Annotated in this window: 19 protein-coding genes; 6 read left to right on the top strand and 13 right to left on the bottom strand. The window is 47.5% G+C overall.

The annotated features are described in order from the left end of the window. Positions 1-33: 33 nt before the first annotated feature. Positions 34-675, top strand: coding sequence for an orotate phosphoribosyltransferase (gene pyrE, locus CTT30_RS00575; protein WP_239837899.1), 642 nt, complete (start codon positions 34-36; stop codon positions 673-675). Between the two features lie 148 nt (positions 676-823). Here the strand turns inward: pyrE and cysQ are convergent, their stop codons facing one another. The 4 genes from cysQ to CTT30_RS00555 all read right to left on the bottom strand — a co-directional run bounded on the left by cysQ (position 824) and on the right by CTT30_RS00555 (position 3,744). After that, a complete protein-coding gene (gene cysQ, locus CTT30_RS00570; protein WP_239867152.1) occupies positions 824-1,651 on the bottom strand; it encodes a 3'(2'),5'-bisphosphate nucleotidase CysQ in 828 nt (275 codons plus the stop codon). 26 nt (positions 1,652-1,677) lie between these two features. Next, positions 1,678-2,226 carry an ADP compounds hydrolase NudE gene (nudE, locus tag CTT30_RS00565; protein WP_239837897.1) on the bottom strand — a complete coding sequence of 183 codons (549 nt, stop codon included), beginning with the start codon at positions 2,224-2,226 and terminating at the stop codon, positions 1,678-1,680. A 132-nt stretch (positions 2,227-2,358) separates the two neighbouring features. Then, positions 2,359-2,946: a Fe-S biogenesis protein NfuA gene (gene nfuA / locus CTT30_RS00560; RefSeq protein WP_239837896.1), complete on the bottom strand. Its 588-nt coding sequence runs from the start codon at positions 2,944-2,946 to the stop codon at positions 2,359-2,361. A 93-nt stretch (positions 2,947-3,039) separates the two neighbouring features. Further along, on the bottom strand, positions 3,040-3,744 hold the full coding sequence (locus CTT30_RS00555; RefSeq protein WP_252035711.1) for a ComF family protein: 705 nt from the start codon (positions 3,742-3,744) through the stop codon (positions 3,040-3,042). 59 nt (positions 3,745-3,803) lie between these two features. On the opposite strand from CTT30_RS00555, the gene bioH reads away from it, so the two are divergent. After that, positions 3,804-4,601: a pimeloyl-ACP methyl ester esterase BioH gene (gene bioH / locus CTT30_RS00550; RefSeq protein WP_252035710.1), complete on the top strand. Its 798-nt coding sequence runs from the start codon at positions 3,804-3,806 to the stop codon at positions 4,599-4,601. A gap of 109 nt (positions 4,602-4,710) precedes the next feature. Continuing rightward, positions 4,711-5,181 (top strand): ATP-dependent Lon protease, encoded by a 471-nt coding sequence (locus CTT30_RS00545; protein WP_239837893.1) that lies wholly within the window; start codon positions 4,711-4,713, stop codon positions 5,179-5,181. Positions 5,182-5,250: 69 nt separating this feature from the next. On the opposite strand, the gene CTT30_RS00540 is transcribed toward CTT30_RS00545, so the two are convergent. After that, positions 5,251-7,578 carry a Tex family protein gene (locus tag CTT30_RS00540; RefSeq protein ID WP_252035709.1) on the bottom strand — a complete coding sequence of 776 codons (2,328 nt, stop codon included), beginning with the start codon at positions 7,576-7,578 and terminating at the stop codon, positions 5,251-5,253. Between the two features lie 243 nt (positions 7,579-7,821). Between CTT30_RS00540 and CTT30_RS00535 the strand changes: the two genes are divergently transcribed. Continuing rightward, positions 7,822-9,702, top strand: coding sequence for a putative ATP-dependent zinc protease (locus tag CTT30_RS00535; RefSeq protein ID WP_252035707.1), 1,881 nt, complete (start codon positions 7,822-7,824; stop codon positions 9,700-9,702). 36 nt (positions 9,703-9,738) lie between these two features. Here CTT30_RS00535 and greB read toward each other — a convergent pair whose 3' ends face one another. Continuing rightward, the gene (gene greB / locus CTT30_RS00530) at positions 9,739-10,215 is read right to left on the bottom strand and encodes a transcription elongation factor GreB (RefSeq protein WP_252035705.1); all 477 of its coding nucleotides are present in this window, start codon (positions 10,213-10,215) and stop codon (positions 9,739-9,741) included. Between the two features lie 184 nt (positions 10,216-10,399). Here greB and ompR point away from each other — a divergent pair, with 184 nt between their 5' ends. After that, a complete protein-coding gene (ompR, locus tag CTT30_RS00525; protein ID WP_239837889.1) occupies positions 10,400-11,119 on the top strand; it encodes an osmolarity response regulator transcription factor OmpR in 720 nt (239 codons plus the stop codon). Positions 11,120-11,189: 70 nt separating this feature from the next. Continuing rightward, positions 11,190-12,500: a two-component system sensor histidine kinase EnvZ gene (gene envZ, locus CTT30_RS00520; RefSeq protein WP_252035703.1), complete on the top strand. Its 1,311-nt coding sequence runs from the start codon at positions 11,190-11,192 to the stop codon at positions 12,498-12,500. Between the two features lie 50 nt (positions 12,501-12,550). On the opposite strand, the gene gspN is transcribed toward envZ, so the two are convergent. The 7 genes from gspN to gspH are packed head-to-tail and all read right to left on the bottom strand — an operon-like array spanning position 12,551 to position 17,598. Then, positions 12,551-13,312, bottom strand: coding sequence for a type II secretion system protein N (gene gspN / locus CTT30_RS00515; RefSeq protein WP_252035702.1), 762 nt, complete (start codon positions 13,310-13,312; stop codon positions 12,551-12,553). Between the two features lie 6 nt (positions 13,313-13,318). After that, positions 13,319-13,810 carry a type II secretion system protein M gene (locus CTT30_RS00510; protein WP_252035701.1) on the bottom strand — a complete coding sequence of 164 codons (492 nt, stop codon included), beginning with the start codon at positions 13,808-13,810 and terminating at the stop codon, positions 13,319-13,321. A gap of 10 nt (positions 13,811-13,820) precedes the next feature. Then, complete coding sequence (gene gspL / locus CTT30_RS00505; RefSeq protein WP_252035700.1) at positions 13,821-15,035, bottom strand: type II secretion system protein GspL; 1,215 nt, start codon at positions 15,033-15,035, stop codon at positions 13,821-13,823. Further along, entirely contained in the window at positions 14,998-16,023 is a 1,026-nt protein-coding gene (gene gspK, locus CTT30_RS00500) for a type II secretion system minor pseudopilin GspK (protein ID WP_239871757.1), read from the bottom strand. Before gspK ends, gspL begins: the two co-directional genes overlap by 38 nt. Beyond that, positions 16,013-16,666, bottom strand: a complete 654-nt coding sequence (gene gspJ, locus CTT30_RS00495) for a type II secretion system minor pseudopilin GspJ (protein WP_239837883.1) — start codon at positions 16,664-16,666, stop codon at positions 16,013-16,015. Before gspJ ends, gspK begins: the two co-directional genes overlap by 11 nt. Beyond that, positions 16,653-17,006 (bottom strand): type II secretion system minor pseudopilin GspI, encoded by a 354-nt coding sequence (gene gspI / locus CTT30_RS00490; protein ID WP_239837882.1) that lies wholly within the window; start codon positions 17,004-17,006, stop codon positions 16,653-16,655. Before gspI ends, gspJ begins: the two co-directional genes overlap by 14 nt. Beyond that, complete coding sequence (gene gspH / locus CTT30_RS00485; protein WP_239837881.1) at positions 16,996-17,598, bottom strand: type II secretion system minor pseudopilin GspH; 603 nt, start codon at positions 17,596-17,598, stop codon at positions 16,996-16,998. Before gspH ends, gspI begins: the two co-directional genes overlap by 11 nt. Between the last annotated feature and the right edge of the window lie 25 nt (positions 17,599-17,623).

Genomic DNA, 17,623 nt, shown 5'->3' with positions numbered 1-17,623 from the left:
AGACAACTAGACCTTTTATTTAGAGAGAAAGTGATGAAAGCATACCAGCGTGAATTTATTGAGTTTGCATTAGAGAAAGAAGTCCTAAAATTTGGCGAATTTACTTTAAAATCTGGCCGTAAGAGCCCTTACTTCTTTAACGCTGGTCTTTTCAATACTGGTCGTGACCTAGCGCGTCTCGGTCGTTTTTACGCAGCGGCACTGGCGGATTCTGCAATTGAGTTCGATGTACTATTTGGCCCAGCGTACAAAGGCATCCCAATTGCGACGACAACAGCCGTAGCCTTGGCCGATCATCATGATATCGACACGCCATACTGCTTCAACCGTAAAGAAGCGAAAGACCATGGCGAAGGCGGTAACTTAGTCGGTAGTGCACTTGAGGGGCGCATCATGCTGGTAGATGATGTGATCACTGCTGGCACGGCAATCCGCGAATCAATGGAAATCATTAAAGCCAATGGTGCTGACCTAGCGGGTGTTTTAGTGGCAATCGACCGCCAAGAGAAGGGCAAGGGTGAGCTGTCTGCGATTCAAGAAGTCGAGCGTGACTTTGGTTGTGCTGTGATTTCGATTGTTAGCCTAGGTGACTTGGTGACTTACCTTGAAGAAAAAGGTAATGCGACGGAACACCTTGAAGCTGTTAAAGCTTATCGCGCTGAATATGGTATCTAAAATATCGCTAGAGAGCTGGTTGTGCCGCAGTGACCCGAGTCGCTAACTGCCACCAAACTGGCTCTTTTTCTGCACGTACAAAGAAGGGCTGATGTATTCACACCAGCCCTTCTTTCATCAAGCACGGACGTTAAGCGCCCTTGTGACGCTAATCTTTAACTTGAAGAATTTCATCCCAAGGTAACACTTCATCACCGAGCACGATGAAATTAGGGTTTTCCAACGTTTCGCGCTCATTGTAAGACAAAGGTTCAAGCTGCGTACTCAAAATACGGCCACCCGCTTCTTCAACGATACATTGCGTTGCCGCAGTGTCCCACTCACCAGTCGGGCCAAGGCGAAGGTAACAATCCACCGCACCTTCTGCCACTAAGCAAGCTTTCAGTGCTGCTGAGCCGAGTGGTACTAAATCATAGTTCCAACCACTGCTCATGCGGCTGGTAATACGGTTGATATCTTGACGGCGGCTAATGGCAATCGCAATCGGATGCGCTCGGCCATCATGGTTGTGGGATGAGATCCGAACGCTTTCATCCATATCGGGTATTTTCCACGCGCCTTTGTTCTTGTATGCGTAGTAAGTCACACCAGACACTGGACCGTACACCACTCCCATAATAGGTTGGTTATTCTCGACCAAGGCGATAATCGTCGCAAAGTCACCGCTACGAGCGATAAATTCTTGTGTCCCATCTAACGGGTCAACCAACCAATAACGGTCCCATTGAGAGCGTTTATCAAGGCTTATCTCCGCGTCTTCTTCGGACAGGATGGGAATATCAGGGGTAAGCTCAGAAAGCTTTTCCATGATCAGCTTATGTGCAGCTATATCTGCACTGGTTACTGGTGTTTCGTCACTTTTGGTATAGGCTTGATATTCTTTTTTCTCGTAGATATCGAGAATTAACTGACCTGCCGAGCGAGCAATGGCAATAACGGCAGGCAAATGGTGAGAAAGGTCGTCTGTCATTGGCATAGTCAATCCTTCACGCTCTACATTGATTATGGTTTTAAGATACGTAGAGCCAGCATCAGCGCGGTAATACTGCGCGCCTCACAAAAATCGAGGTGAGTCAGAAGCTCTTCAGCTTGAGCAAGTGGCCAGCGAATCACTTCTAGAGGTTCTGGTTCATCCCCTTCTAATTGTTCTGAGTATAGTTCTTCTGCGATAAACAGAGTCATTTTGCTTGAGAAATAAGAAGGGGCAAGCACAACCTCTTTCAAGGGTGTCAGCTTATGAGTGCCTAAACCAATTTCTTCCTTCAACTCACGATCTGCTGCTTCAACTGGCGACTCTCCAGCATCAATCAAACCTTTAGGAAAACCCAGCTCATAACGCTCTGTGCCCGCCGCATACTCACGAACCAATAATATGTCTCCTTCCGCTGTCACAGGTACCATCATTACTGCATTGCGCCCACTCGGTTTCATGCGTTCATAAGTACGTTCGACGCCATTGCTAAAGCGTAAGTCGAGTGCCTCAACAGCAAATAACTTGGATCGAGCTACTGTTTGTTTTGCCAGAATTTCTGGTGGATTCCGTTTAGCCACTTGCTGACTCCTTAGCCATGGGGGAAGCCACTAATATATGAGAAAATTACTATGTTTGAAAACAAAAAAAGGGCTGACTCTCTCGTCAACCCCTTGTATTGCATATGGTTAAATCAAAGACTTAAGTCATGATCAGTAATAAGAGTGCTCACCACGGTCGTGCTCTGTTGCATCACGAACCGCAGACAATTCACCTTCAAACTGTTGTAGCAGCTCTTTTTCAATGCCTTCTTTTAGCGTCACATCCACCATTGAGCAACCATTACAACCACCACCAAAGGCAACAATCGCAACGCCGTCATCGGTAATTTCTACCAGATTGACATGACCACCGTGACCCGCTAACTGAGGATTTACCTGTGTTTGAATCGCATATTCAACACGCTCGACTAAAGGCGCATCGTCAGACACTTTACGCATTTTTGCATTAGGCGCTTTCAGCGTCAGTTGAGAGCCCATTTTATCCGTCACGAAGTCGATTTCAGCATCTTCTAGAAATGGCAAACTTAGCTCATCAACATAAGCCGAAAATCCCTCGTACTGAAACTCCGTATCTGTAGCTTCAATAGCTTCAGGAGGACAGTAAGAAACGCCACACTCTGCATTTTGCGTTCCTGGGTTCACAACGAATACGCGGATGTTTGTCTCTTCTGGCTGCTGGCTCAAAAGGTTAGCAAAGTGTTTTTGAGCATTTTCTGTAATAGTAATAGGATTTGACACGACGAATACCTGAGTAAATTTGTAGGCTATTTAAGCACCATTTTACTCCTGATTTCCTCAAGATCTAGCCTTTTAGATCAAATCACCGTCACTTTAACGGTTCGACGGTTCAGGAGTGCGGCAAATACAATAAATATCAACGGTTTTTACCCCGTTACCAAGCAATAATTTACATAATTGATGTACGGTGCTCCCTGTGGTTAACACATCATCGACAATAGCAATATGCTCTACCTCGATTGCCTTAGTTAGGCAAAAAGCCTGACGCACATTGTTCCTACGTTGCTTCTTATCCATCCCTTGCTGTCTTGGTGTTGAACGCACTTTTTTAAACACCGCATCACAAGGAATAGCTAACTCTCGGCTGATCTGCCACGCCAAATGCTCACTTTGGTTATAGCCTCGATAGCAATAACGGCGCCAATGCACAGGCACAAAAGTGATCAAGTCTGGTCGGGTGTCGATTCGCGGAGCCAAGAGCCCAGACAAAGTTTTTGCCTGCCAATACTGCCCTTCATATTTAAGGCGATGAACATAACTCGCCAAAGGGGGCTGATAATCTCCAACACAATACAAGCGCGTCCATAATGGCGGTGAAACTAAACACTCTCCGCACATCTCAGTCACTTCTGGCGTCACTAAGCCGCAACGACGACAACGTATTGTTGGCGCAAACCTCAGCTGACAAGTGACACAAAATTGAGGATGAAAGGCCTCAGGCTCTATCACCATATGGCACAGTTCACAATGACTCGGAAACAGGTAGGTTGTGTGTTTCTTAATCCAATCAGTTAACATAGGGGCCAAGTATCAACGAATTTAGCAATCAGCTTATCGCTTTAGCTCGGGTGTAAAGGATGAAAAACGTGGCACACAATGAGATCAAACCAGAAACGCCTTACTGGCACTCCACCGGTCAGGGTGAGGATTTGGTCTTGGTTCATGGCTGGGGTATGAATGGTGCGGTCTGGCATCAAGCCGTTGAGCAATTAAGCCTGCATTTTCGTGTGCACGTCGTTGACCTACCAGGCTTTGGCCATAGCCATCAATTACACTTCGACACGATGGAAGAGCTCGCGCAGCAAGTGTTGCAAAACGCACCGGACAAGGCGATTTGGCTAGGCTGGTCTTTGGGCGGCTTGGTGGCAACGCATATCGCGATTCATCACCCAGAACGGATCGCTAAACTGATCACCGTGGCCAGTTCACCAAAATTTTCCGCTGAAAAACGCTGGCGCGGCATACAGCCTCAAGTCTTGAGAGCATTCACCGAGCAATTGGTCGAAGACTTTCGCGTGACGGTTGAACGCTTTATGGCCTTGCAAGCTATGGGGAGCCCCTCTGCGCGTCAGGATGTCAAAAGTCTCAAGCAAGCGGTATTATCTCGCCCTGAACCGAACCCTCAATCTTTGCTGTCAGGTCTGCAATTACTAGCCGATATCGATTACCGCCAAGCACTCACGGAGATTTCCACACCGACTCTGCGCCTCTACGGACGCCTCGATGGCTTAGTTCCAGCCAAAGTCGCCGCTGAAGTCGATAACCTCATGCCCGGCAGTGAAAGCTATATGTTTGACGCCTCTTCTCACGCCCCTTTCATGACCGAATTTAGCGATTTTTGTCAGCAAGTTATTCGCTTTTCAGTCAGCAAATAGAAATTATTTTGCCTAATACGCTAAAATTTTGACTATCAAGGCCGATAAATAATCGAGCCAAGAAAACGCTGTTTTATTGCATTTTCTGGCTGGGCGTGAGGAGGTTTAAATGCTCGTATCACCTACCAATGTAAGTGTACCGCTGATCGCCCCATCGGTTAATGTGCAAACGGAGCAGGCAGCTCGAGACAATAAAGTTCGCGAACCCGTCACTCCAACAGTGGCATTAACCAAAAGTAACGCTGAACGTAAAGTTAAAGCCGATGATAAAAGGCGAAGGCAATCCTCTTGGGATCCGGCAGAGCATCCAAGCTATGAAACCGGTGAACAAGAAGAAGTCAAAGCTACTTATCAGGAAGATCCTAAAGATACACTCGAACGGATTTTCCAGCTGATTGCTCTGGATAGCTACAGCGAAGATCAGGGCAAAGGCTACGCAATGCGCTTTCGGTTACCTAGGCACATAATCGATGCGGCGATAACTGAAGGCAAAATGGCCAAACGCAGAACTGTGATTAAGTTTCACTATGGTGATGCGGTTGCACCCAATACACCTTCAGATGTCATTGCGGTGTTGTAGTTCCTAAGCCAAATGATTAGGAAATGCCGAAAAAATCCCCGCGATTGCGGGGATTTGTCTTTCTAGGGGTTATTTTTTCGCTTTGGCAAAGGCAGCAGCAAACGCCCCGCCCATCGCCCCACTAGCAGGTTCATCACGACGTCGTTGAGCACCTTTGCTACCATGGCTTTGACGCTGCTGAGCGCGAGTATCTGAAGAGCGTTGCGAACGATTATCCTGACCTGGCTCATCGGTAAGACGCATCGACAAACCGATACGTTTACGCTGGATATCCACTTCCATCACTTTCACTTTCACGATATCACCGGCTTTCACTACTTCGCGCGGATCCGATACAAAGCGATCCGTCAATGCTGAAATATGCACTAAGCCATCCTGATGCACACCAATGTCAACGAAAGCGCCAAAGTTGGCCACGTTAGAAACCACTCCTTCCAATACCATCCCTGGCTCAAGATCTGACACTTGATTCACCCCATCGGCAAATGTCGCGGTTTTGAATTCTGGACGAGGATCCCGCCCCGGTTTATCTAGCTCTTTAATAATGTCACTGACCGTCGGAACACCGAAGTTATCATCAGTATAATCGACCGCATGAAGCCCTCGTAAGAACTGAGTATCACCAATCAAAGCACGAACGTCTTTGCTGTTTTTCTCCGCTATCGCTTTTACCACTGGGTAAGCTTCTGGGTGAACGGATGACGCATCTAGCGGGTTTTTACCATCCATGATACGTAGGAATCCGGCACACTGTTCGAATGCCTTAGGCCCAAGGCGCGCCACCTTCTTCAATGTGGTTCGCGCTTCAAAGCGGCCATGTTCATCGCGGTAATCAACGATATTTTGAGCAAGGGTACTCGATAAGCCAGCAACACGAGTCAGCAAAGCAGGGGATGCCGTGTTCACATCCACACCCACGGCGTTTACACAATCCTCAACCACGGCATCCAAACGCTTAGCCAACATTGACTGGCTGACATCATGTTGATATTGGCCAACACCAATCGATTTAGGGTCAATTTTAACTAGCTCCGCGAGTGGGTCCTGCAGACGACGAGCAATCGACACTGCGCCGCGCAATGACACGTCAAGATGTGGAAACTCTTTCGCGGCCAATTCAGAAGCGGAATAAACCGATGCCCCCGCTTCACTCACCATGATCTTCTGCACTTTTAGGTTGTTACGCTTTATCAGATCGGCGACGAAGCTGTCGGTTTCACGTGAGGCGGTACCATTACCAATAGCAATGAGGTCAACATTGAACTGTTGCACCAGTTTCGCCACCACTTGTGCCGACTTATCGTACTGGTTCTGTGGTGGGTGAGGATAAATTGTCTCGGTTGCCAGTACCTTACCTGTTGAGTCTACAACCGCGATCTTTGAGCCTGTTCTCAGACCAGGATCGAGCCCCAATGTGGCACGAGGGCCAGCCGGTGCTGCCATCAACAAATCTTTCAAATTCGTGGCAAACACCTCAATCGCTTCAATTTCAGCCCGCTCTTTCATCGCGCCCATCAACTCGGTTTCCATGTGCATCGAAACTTTGATGCGCCACGCCCAACTGATCACTTGCTTACGCCAACCATCAGCAGGCGCCTGACTCAGCGAGATACCGTAATGGTCCGCGATCAGGGTTTCGCAATACGATTGACGCGCCCCCTCTTCTTGATCAGGGTCAGCATTCATCGCCAATGTCAGAAAGCCTTCATTTCGCCCACGCAACATTGCAAGTGCGCGGTGTGAAGGCACCTTGCTCAGTGCTTCATTATGCTCAAAATAGTCTTTGAACTTTTCACCCTCTCGCTCCTTACCTTCCACAACACGAGACATAATCTCTGCATTACGGTTCAGATGAAGACGAATTTTCTCTAGCAAGTTAGCGTCTTCAGCAATCCGCTCCATAACAATGGCACGCGCACCATCAAGAGCCGCTTTTACATCAGCAACCCCTTTTTCAGCATCAATGTAATGCGTTGCTTCCTGTTCGGGATCCGTTTGCGGTTCGTTCCACAGTTTGTCCGCCAGCGGCTCCAAGCCAGCTTCAATCGCAATCTGGCCTTTGGTGCGACGCTTAGGTTTGTATGGCAGATACAAGTCTTCAAGGCGAGTTTTGCTATCCGCTTGATTGATTTCCGTTTCAAGCTCAGCCGTCAGTTTGCCTTGTTCCTGAATGGATTTCAGAATCGTCTGACGACGATCATCCAGTTCACGCAGATACGCTAAACGGCTGTCGAGATTACGTAATTGGGTATCGTCCAGACCACCTGTCACTTCTTTACGGTAACGGGCAATGAATGGCACCGTATTACCATCATCGATCAGATTAACAGCAGCGGTAACTTGCTCAGTACGAACATTCAGTTCTTGAGCAATCATTTGACAGATAGCTTGGCTCATCCGTGGATTCTCTTAATTCTATAATGTGAAGGAGTATTTCAGCCCTAGACATTGGGGCAATTCATCGATTTTGCAATGTTTTTAATCTTACCCTGAAAAAATCACCGTTCCTTGATAGACACTGTGCACATTTGTGTCAAAACTGCAGTCGCATTGTGCATTTATTCATTATATTTAAGTCAGTTATATTTACGTGAAATCGTTTACTTATATCGATACCTTGATTTGTTTGGAAACCATTGCATGAAAAAGCTCTCTTTATTTTTGACGTTAACCAGCGTTCTGTTAACCACTCCACACGCTTGGTCAGAGTCCCTTTCAGCCACCACACAGCAACCAGCTTATCAGGTGGATAACGATCTGATTCTAGGCCGCATAGAAAACGTCTACTACAACGATATTCCAGAGCTAAAAGATGTTCCTTTTATGGGTAAGATCGATACTGGTGCCGATACCACCTCGATTCACGCCGAAAACATTCATCTATCCAGCACACACCCTGACTTTAAACACCTGACCGACAACGATCTGCTGTGGGCGGTAGTTAACGACCGACGTAAGAAGAAACTCAAACGTACAACGGAAACCTATTTGTCTTATCAGGTCACCATTGCCTTCACCATCCGTCACCCATACACAGGTGAAAATATTAATATTAAAGATGATCTAGAACGCATCAGCATTATTCGCAGTCGAACCAGCAAAAAGCCAATTCTCCGTCCGGCGGTCAAGATGCCTTTGACCATCGGCGGACGAACAGTCGAGGCCATGATCAATCTCACCAAACGCAGTCAATTTTCCGCACCGATTCTGATTGGTAAAACCTTCCTAGAAGACAATGCCTGGGTCATGGCTGGGTATGACTATCTGCAAGAACAACCTCACGCTCAGGTAATCGGCAAGAAAGAAACGGTGCAAGTCGATGGCCTACCTTATAAGGTCAGCGTAGCAACCACCAGCCGCTACTCCAATGCTCATGCTCTGGATGTCAACATCGATAAGAAGAACAACTTAGTTTCATTCAAACTGGAGGGAGAGAACGGTGAGAGAAAGTCTATGACATTGCCTCTGATTCGCACTTTGAAAACAAGCGAAGCTGAACGCCCTCTGGTGTACTTACCCGTCAAACTTAATCAAGACCAAACTCAACACTGGCTGGTTTATCTGCGTGATCGCGGCCATTTAGACAGCCAGATTAGCCTCGGGCGCGATGTGGCCAGCGAACACTTTGTGATCAACACCGAGAAAGAAAACCTGCTCCAAGGCGCCGACACCAGCTTTAAAAGCGCTCTTAAATCAGACCCTCTGGTGATCTCACCAAAGGAAACCATCACCATAGATCAAGATTACCAGCTCCCTGCTCATCCGAGCTTTGTCGTCAAAACACCGCTTCTGAGAGTTACAAAGTTCAAGCTAAGTAATAAAAATGGCAAAGAGCAGGTCAGTTTCACTCTTGAAAACAGCCAAGGTGAAATGAAAACGGTGACTAAGCCTGTCCTGCGTAAACTCAAAGTTGGTAAATCCGTTCGTCCGGTTGTCGAGGGCGTATTCGAGTTAGGAGACAAAAAACGCGAGCTGGAGTTCGCTATCGACAAACTAGGGAAAGGCGATGCTCAACCCTTCTTCGTCATGGGGCATAGCATGGCTAAAAATGGTGTGCTGTTAAATACCAGAACTGAAAACCTGCTCACACCGCACCCGTTGTTCAAAGCAGGGTACATCGAAGTTGCCCAAGTGGAAGAGTTGTCGTTTCCCGTCAAACTCGATACTGGCGCTGATGTCAGCTCGATAAACGCACAAAACATCAAACAGTTTCAGAAAAACGGCAAAGACATGGTCACTTTCACTTACGAAAATGATGTCGGCATGAAACAGGAGTTCACACGGGAAGTGGTCGATGTGATGAGAATTAAAGCCAAGAAAGGCGAAAAAGACAACGTTCGCCCAGTGGTCGAGATGCGAGTCAGACTAGGAGAGATAGACCAAACGATTCGCGTCAATTTGCAAGATAGAGGCCGTTTCCATTACAGCATGATTTTAGGAGAGAACTTTCTCAAATACGGAGCGATCGTCAGCAGTGACCAAGCCTATATCGTGACGGATGAACCTGACTACGAAAAATAGTAACTCAGTGCCGCGCTCACCGGCGCGGCACTGGTGTCATTCTGAGTAGCGGATACTGTTCACAAACCACTCTTTCTCGCCTTCTGGCGTCCTGACACTGAATTCATCATCAACTTCTTTTTTTAATAACGCTCGAGCCATCGGGGAATCAATCGAAATGTAATCCTTGGCATCACCGTAAATCTCATCCGGACCAACAATACGAAATTTCTTTACATCTCCCGCTTCATTTTCTACTTCAACCCACGCCCCAAAAAACACTTTACCTTCCTGCTGCGGCGCATAATCCACCACTTTCACCTGCTCTAAGCGTTTGCGTAGATAGCGCACACGACGGTCAATTTCACGTAGACGCTTCTTGTTATATTGATAATCCGCATTCTCAGATCGATCACCTAAGCTCGCCGCCCACGTTACTTTTTTAGTCACCTCTGGGCGTTCTTCTTTCCATAAAAAATCGAGTTCTTTTTTAAGTCGATCAAAGCCTTCGCGTGTGATTAGGTTTGTTTTCATATTTCTGACGCTAGTGAATTGAATATGGCGTATACATTAGCTAAAAAGGAGTGAAAAAGGTAATAATCGTTAACAATTCTTTGCGCCACTTTCCTCAGAACAATGTTACATTCTGACTTGTGAAAAAGGGCTGAACAGCGGCTCTGTCAAAGCGCTAAGCTTATTTAATAGGTGGAATCATTACATGCAAGAAAATCACAAGATCTTAGTCGTTGATGACGATGCACGCCTGCGTGCATTGCTAGAGCGTTACTTGTCTGAACAAGGATTCCAAGTACGCAGTGTTGCTAACAGTGAACAGATGGACCGCCTGTTAACCCGTGAAAACTTCCACTTGATGGTGCTTGATTTAATGCTGCCAGGTGAAGATGGCCTATCCATTTGCCGTCGACTGAGAAATGCAAATAGCTCATTACCCATCCTAATGCTCACCGCCAAAGGGGATGAAATTGATCGTATCGTCGGCTTAGAGGTCGGTGCCGATGACTATTTGCCAAAGCCGTTCAACCCTCGTGAGCTACTTGCTCGCATCAAAGCTGTCTTACGTCGCCAAACCACAGAGCTGCCTGGGGCACCGAGTGCGGAGGAGTCGATTGTCGAATTTGGTGAATTCAGCCTTAATCTAGGCACACGTGAGATGTTCCGTGGAGATGAAGCCATGCCTCTCACTTCCGGTGAGTTTGCTGTGTTGAAAGCGCTGGTCACTAACGCCCGTGAGCCGATGTCACGCGATAAGTTGATGAATATGGCTCGTGGTCGTGAATATTCTGCCATGGAGCGTTCGATTGACGTTCAAATCTCCCGTCTGCGCCGTATGCTTGAAGTGGACCCTAGCAAACCTCGCTATATCCAGACCGTGTGGGGGCTAGGCTACGTATTTGTGCCAGATGGCAAAGAAGCTTAATAGCTAATTCAATAAGAGTGCGAGACAATGTCTCGCACTCTTTGCTTTCACCGTTCACAAGGTCGAATATATGCGTATTCGCAGCTCGTTTACCCAGTCTATTTTCATTTTTCTCACCCTACTAATTGCCAGTCAGGTTTACTCTTATTACGCCGTGTTTAACTATGCACTGATGCCAAGCCTGCAGCAGTTCAACAAGATCCTCGGTCATGAAATCAACCTGATGCTCGATGACTCGGCCGCATTTAAAGATGGCCTACCTATGGATGCCCCTCTACGTCGACGTGTGCTGGAACAATTAGGTGTAACCATTCATGCTGATGACAGCCCAATAGCAGATGAGTACTACCATGCGGTGAGCATCGACTTGATGAGCGAGGAAATGAGTAAAGAGCTCGGCTCAGCCACCGATGTGCGCATGATGCTCGGTTCCGACAGCTACATTCTATGGATGAAAATTGACTCTCTACCCGGCTCGCTGCTGCGCATTCCACTATCTGAATTACAGGAAGAAGATTTCGCTCCCTTATTTCATAACAGCTTGGTGATGGCATTATTGATCGTTGCAGGAGGCTGGTTATTCATTCGTTTACAAAACCGGCCTTTGATCGCCTTGGAAAAGGCGGCTAAAGGCGTTGGCCGTGGCGAAATCCCTCCCCCCTTACTAGAAAAAGGCACATCAGAAATCCGCTCCGTCACCCGAGCCTTTAACCAGATGTCGAAAGGGATTCAAGCATTGGAAGAAGACCGTGCACTACTGATGGCGGGTATCAGTCATGATTTAAGGACACCACTGACACGCATCCGCCTCGCGACTGAGATGATGTCACCAGAGGATAGTTATTTAGCGGAAGGCATAATCAGCGACACAGAAGAGTGTAATGAAATCATCAGCCAGTTTATGGACTACCTCAAACCGGTCAATAAAGAATCGTTTATCGACGTTGATCTGAATGAAATCGCCAATGATATCGCCACTTCTGAGGGAGGCTATGAAATCCAAATAGAAACCGAGCTTCAGCATCCGATAAAATTGACCAGCGGCAGCCCGATCGCCATCAAGCGTGCAGTGAGTAATCTGGTTGTTAATGCCATCCGTTATGGAAATGGCTGGGTCAAAGTCAGCACTGGTGTCACCGCTGATAACAAGCTGGTATGGGTTTGTGTCGAAGATAACGGCCCAGGTATTAAACAAAGCCAGATAGCGAAGCTGTTTGAACCTTTCACCCGTGGCGATGCCGCGCGAGGTAGTGAAGGCACAGGGCTTGGGCTAGCGATTGTCAAGCGTATTGCCAGTCAGCACAACGGCAGCGTGATCATTAATAATCGCAGTGGTGGCGGTTTACGCGCCCAAATCAGTTTCCCTACTCAAGGAAAGTAAGCTAAGTAAAAAGAGCGACATGACGCCGCTCTTTTATTATGTCTCTGTGTTTACAGGCGCCCCTGATAGGTAAATTGGTAGCGCCCTTCTCCATCTGGCGATGGTAACCATTTTAACTGCTCAGCCAGTGAGCTGGGAAATTTCCCTTCCGGCTTAAACCAAGCTGATGCCTGATAGTTACGGTTTGCCTCAAGCACTACTTCTGCAGCGCTGCTGACTTGCTCACTGTTCTGGTCACCCTTCAATGTGATCAAACTGTCCTGACAGCTAAAGTCCACAACCACAGGTCCAACATACAGCTCATCAAGTGGAGTCACCACTTTGTCGGTATTCCACACCAACGATCCTTCTCCCATTTGGCAGTAAGGCAACGCATAAACCATAGATTTAATACTCAGTTCGACCTGTCCCGTCAGCTCAACGGGAATCGGCATCGGAGGCGTGAACTCAAGAATTTTTTCAACCGGCAAAGACGCAATCAAGTTTTCCGCATAAGGCCCAGAAGTGCTGTATCCCACGATACCACGGCCTGTGATCTGCATATCACTACCACGACCAAAACGAACTTGCGCTTCCGCTTTACCCGTTAACAGTTTCAACGGTGCCAGTTGCCAATGCAGTGCACCTAGCTTCTGTTTTTGCCAAATTACACTGGCGGCTCTTCCTTCCCAGACCGTCCCCGAGACACCATTGATCACCAACTGTTGTGGTAATGGTGCATAGCTCAACACCACCTGAGCAGGAATATGGACTATCGCACTGGTGATAAACACCATAATCAAAGCCAGACTGAGTAAAATAACTTTTCTCACTTAATCTTACCCTTTCACAAACTGTAAGCGCTTGATTTCAACCACACCTTCTTGCTCAGCTTTATCAATGTCAATAAAGGTCGCAGAAACAGCATGCTTTTCTTTGAGGAAAGTCATCCATTCCACCAAACGATTAAACGGCATCGGTTGAATCCATACCTGAAGCTCTTCCCCTCTTGGTTGCACTCGCACCAACTCAGCACCAAAACGAGCTGCCGTAGAAGAAATCGACTGGTTAAGCGGCAAATCCGAGGAAGCGACACCCCCCTTAGCACGCAGCTGGCTAATATTATCGGCTTTGTTTTTCACCCAACTCAGTAGCTGTCTTTCGCTTTGAATTCGGTTCGTCGCCATTTCTGCTCGTTGGCTGACAGGTTGCAGAACGCCCCAGTAAATCACGCCAAGGAGCAGTAAAATAGCACACGCAATGAGCAAGCGTTGTTCACGCTGGCTCGTTCCCATCCACCACGTTTGCAGTGAAGTCATTAACTGTTTCATCACGGCTCCCCTATAAACGCTTAAGCACAAAGGTGCCATTAACGAGAGCGCCCGACTTGCTCAGTTGCCCTTGCTCAACCGTAAACTGACTCGACATCAGCTCACGCGCTTTTTCAAATGTCTGAAAGTCGTTGCTTTGCGCTTGAAGCCTTACTTCGCCACGAGTACTGTCATATTTGAAGCTGGTCAGCTTAAGGCCTGGGACCTGCTTCATCACTTGTGGCATCTTCACCATCCACTCAAGTACCGAGTCACCACTACCGCCACCGGACAGCCTGCTTTCCTCTCGCTCCATTTCGCGCTTGAGATAGGTGACAGTCGGAATTTTATTCTTATTCGTCATTTGGCGGAAAATACGCTCACTTTCCTGACGATAAGCATTGGCTTGTGTTTCTGCACTCTGAATCTGCAGCCAGTTATCCACGCTTAAGACCACAATCAATACACCTGCAGCAATCGCGGCTTTGCGCCACACTTTCAAGTGACGACCCAAGGAAGATTTTGGCTTGAACTCACCAGACAGCAGATTAGTTTTGCTCTTTACCGCTTGCTCAGCAAGCAACTGCATCACTAATTGCGGCTCTTCATTACGCCATTCTTGTCCATCGGCATAAGGCAGCTCTGGTAATGGTGAAAATGCTTGCAGTGGTAGGTAATCTTCCCCCTGCTTTACCCAATCAGATTGAACGAGAAGAGGCAGCCAAGCAGGTTCAACACTCACTCCACTAAACTGACCTTTCTTGACCAGCCATTGACCATCAAGCTCCACCGCACTCAAACCGCAGTTGTCATCAAGTGGCAATGCCAACGCATCTGGCATGACTTTACGCACCACAAGACCCAACTGCTGCATATCTGCCAAGATGGATTCCAACCAGTGATAGTCAATCCCACAGACATAGGCCTGACCAGCTTCTTTGGCTAATACAGTAAAGTGCAGCTCATCAACATCCTGAGCCACATCATCTTCCAACATAAATGGCAGCATAGAGTCAAATTGACGATTGGCACCTGCAGGAACGTCTAGTTGAGTCAGAACCAAATTAGCGGCTGACACCAAAACAACGACCTGACGCCCTTCAGCGTAATTGGCAAGCTCAGCTAAATCCTGATGATCTTGCAGTTCGCCGCTCGCTATCACTTCCTTTTGGCTTTCTGACCAAACCAGCCATTGAATCGCTGCTGTTTTACTTTTGCTCAGCCGAACGACTAGAAACTCGTTCACCGATCCCTCCAAAGCGACGGCGTATTACCGTTGCAGTTTCTCGATTATTACTAAACAACAGGCTGCGAATTCGCACCCTGGATTTATCCACTAGCACCTCAGCGTCCAGCTCGAAATAGACGCTATCGACGCTCAAGTAACCTTTGACTTGCTTTTTAACATCCTCACTCAAACCACTCAGGTCGGATTCAGCGAAAAAGTCATCCGTTGATGCCCAGCCATCGGGGCCACGATTTTCCAAAATCTGTTTGGCCTGAGATGTACTCAGGTTCGGATAGAACATCGCCGCCAACAAAGCGGCATGCTCCGGCATAATGGTGTTCACATTGAGGCGAAAGTCCGTGGTCGGCAACGCACAGATCATTGGGCTGACTTTTTCCATCACTTCACCACTCACCTGATTCACCGCTCGCAGCTCGCTGCTGTCAGCCAGCAAGGTATTGGCACTCAAATAAGCGGGAGACAGCCCCTCGTAATGGCTGTCTTCGACACCAGACGATGAATTAACGGAATCATTACTGTCTACAAATTCCCACAGCGATTGTGCAACGGTTTCTGCTTCATAATTATCCACTTGCAGCTCTTCTAGTAGGTTCTGAAACTTCTCCACGAGAAAAGGTAACTGCGCAGACCCTGCGGTTTGCTCCAACTCAGACAACGCATTGATATTAAAACATGCCTGAGCATCATATAACTTACCGCTTACCGTGCCATAGTCCAGCGGCATACTGTCCAGCTCTTGAGCCCAAGGCTGCGACAAATTAATACTGTCATCGTTGTCTTTATAGCTTTGCTCAATACCATATTTTGCTAGTGCTTCAACCCCCAAGCTATACCAGTACGCTTGTTGATAATTGATTTGGCTGCCAGCACGCTTAAACTGGCTGAACAAACGGTCGGCCATACTGGCGGCAATACTGACCATAACGGCAAGGAGCAGTAAAATTACAATCAGAGCAACACCGCGCTGAGGACGCTTAGCTGTCATCGCTTTTCTCCTCAGCACCACCTATGCCACCACCCGCTGTCATATAAATGCGTTCAATTTTGCCGTAATCTTCCAGCTCAAGTTCAACGGCTACAGCCTGAGGCAGCATGGCTTTCTGATCCCACTCTTTCTTCCAATCTGAGCCGTCAAAGAACTTCACATTAAACTTTTCCACTTTGTCGATCAGTGGCATCGTTATTCCCGCTTGCCCTGCGGGCGTATCCGCATAGCGCCACCAAACACGCTCGAGCACATCATCCTTGATTCGGTAACCTACTTTGCTGATTTCGCCACGGGGAAATTGCTGCTGAGGATTGTGCCAGCCTAAGCGAGTAAACATGATCCCTTTCGCATCGGAATCAAGTAGATACTCTTTCCAGTGCAGCAATAGGCCATTCGATTCTTCGCCATTGGTGCGAGTCTGACGCAATGCCATCTGGCGAAAATCACCGTCCATAAATACCAGAGCCCGTTGCAGTGTTTTCAATCGTTCACTTCGCTCAAGCGACAAAGCATTGCTGCGCTGAACTTGATTGAGTACCTGATAAGCACCGACGCTCAAACTGGCAAAGATAGCAATGGCGACCAAAACTTCAATTAAAGTAAAACCGCTTTGGAAAGCTGACTGCTTATTTCGGCACATAACTTCTCACCGTGACTACTGGCGAACTTTTCTCGCTGGTGGCAACCTTGACATCAAACGCCTGCAATATATCTCCTGCAGTCTCCACCGGTTCTACTGACCAAAACCATTCTCGCCCTGCCAATTCTTCTTTGCCTTTTTTCTTACTCGGTTTACTGCCTGCTAGCATGACTTTCGCCATCTGGTTATCAGCAACCAGCGCCGCGAATGTTTTTTCTTCCAAGTAATTCAACGTGTTAATGTGCTGGCTAACAGAACGAATGGTTGCAATCGCTGCCGTTGCGAATATCGCAAGCGCCACCAACACTTCCAACAGTGTCATGCCCCGCTTAGCTTTCATCTTCGCTTTCTCCCGGAGCCAATAGCACCACTTCGCCATTTTCTTTTGCCACGACTTTCCAAGCATCCTGCTCTTGATCACCTTGCTGGGGATAAATGGCAATAGAAAATGGTGTCACTTCACCACTAGAGACAATAGACACCTGTGGTGGGCGCAGTTTTTTTTCTTCTTTATGTTCAGCAAACATCTCTTCATCAAACAGACTGCCCGGCTTAAACAAGCGATCATCATCTGCCCACGCCCCTCCACCTAATGTGAGAGTGATCGCCACTGATTCGTTCAGCTTTGTCTCATAAGGAATTTGGTCGATATTGAGTTTCTGCCAACCTTTACTTTCCAAAGACATTAGGTAGTAGGCCGACTTTTTTTCATCAACACGTAAACCGAAATCACGACCACTGAGCATCGCTTCTTCATTCAGCAACAAAACGCGCTGAAAAAGGGATTTCGCCTGCTTTTCTGCCACATCTTTTGAACTGGTCGGTAAGGTGGAAATCACTGCAACCGAAGCGAGTGAAACCAATACCAGAACCAGTAAGATTTCTAGCAGGGTAAAGCCGGTTCGAGAAAGAGTCGGATAACTTTGACGCATGGGAAAAAGAGGGCGGCTTATGCCG

This window comes from Vibrio coralliilyticus, assembly GCF_024449095.1.
GTDB classification, from domain to species: Bacteria; Pseudomonadota; Gammaproteobacteria; order Enterobacterales; family Vibrionaceae; genus Vibrio; species Vibrio coralliilyticus_A.
This window is presented reverse-complemented; position numbering and strand designations above follow the sequence as displayed.

Excerpts from the sequence above, each read along its gene's own strand:
- pyrE (WP_239837899.1), top strand. The coding sequence starts at position 34 with ATGAAAGCATACCAGCGTGAATTTATTGAGTTTGCATTAGAGAAAGAA.
- cysQ (WP_239867152.1), bottom strand. The coding sequence starts at position 1,651 with ATGCCAATGACAGACGACCTTTCTCACCATTTGCCTGCCGTTATTGCC.
- CTT30_RS00555 (WP_252035711.1), bottom strand. The coding sequence starts at position 3,744 with ATGTTAACTGATTGGATTAAGAAACACACAACCTACCTGTTTCCGAGT.
- bioH (WP_252035710.1), top strand. The coding sequence starts at position 3,804 with ATGAAAAACGTGGCACACAATGAGATCAAACCAGAAACGCCTTACTGG.
- CTT30_RS00545 (WP_239837893.1), top strand. The coding sequence starts at position 4,711 with ATGCTCGTATCACCTACCAATGTAAGTGTACCGCTGATCGCCCCATCG.
- CTT30_RS00540 (WP_252035709.1), bottom strand. The coding sequence starts at position 7,578 with ATGAGCCAAGCTATCTGTCAAATGATTGCTCAAGAACTGAATGTTCGT.
- CTT30_RS00535 (WP_252035707.1), top strand. The coding sequence starts at position 7,822 with ATGAAAAAGCTCTCTTTATTTTTGACGTTAACCAGCGTTCTGTTAACC.
- greB (WP_252035705.1), bottom strand. The coding sequence starts at position 10,215 with ATGAAAACAAACCTAATCACACGCGAAGGCTTTGATCGACTTAAAAAA.
- ompR (WP_239837889.1), top strand. The coding sequence starts at position 10,400 with ATGCAAGAAAATCACAAGATCTTAGTCGTTGATGACGATGCACGCCTG.
- envZ (WP_252035703.1), top strand. The coding sequence starts at position 11,190 with ATGCGTATTCGCAGCTCGTTTACCCAGTCTATTTTCATTTTTCTCACC.
- CTT30_RS00510 (WP_252035701.1), bottom strand. The coding sequence starts at position 13,810 with ATGAAACAGTTAATGACTTCACTGCAAACGTGGTGGATGGGAACGAGC.
- gspK (WP_239871757.1), bottom strand. The coding sequence starts at position 16,023 with ATGACAGCTAAGCGTCCTCAGCGCGGTGTTGCTCTGATTGTAATTTTA.
- gspJ (WP_239837883.1), bottom strand. The coding sequence starts at position 16,666 with ATGTGCCGAAATAAGCAGTCAGCTTTCCAAAGCGGTTTTACTTTAATT.
- gspI (WP_239837882.1), bottom strand. The coding sequence starts at position 17,006 with ATGAAAGCTAAGCGGGGCATGACACTGTTGGAAGTGTTGGTGGCGCTT.
- gspH (WP_239837881.1), bottom strand. The coding sequence starts at position 17,598 with ATGCGTCAAAGTTATCCGACTCTTTCTCGAACCGGCTTTACCCTGCTA.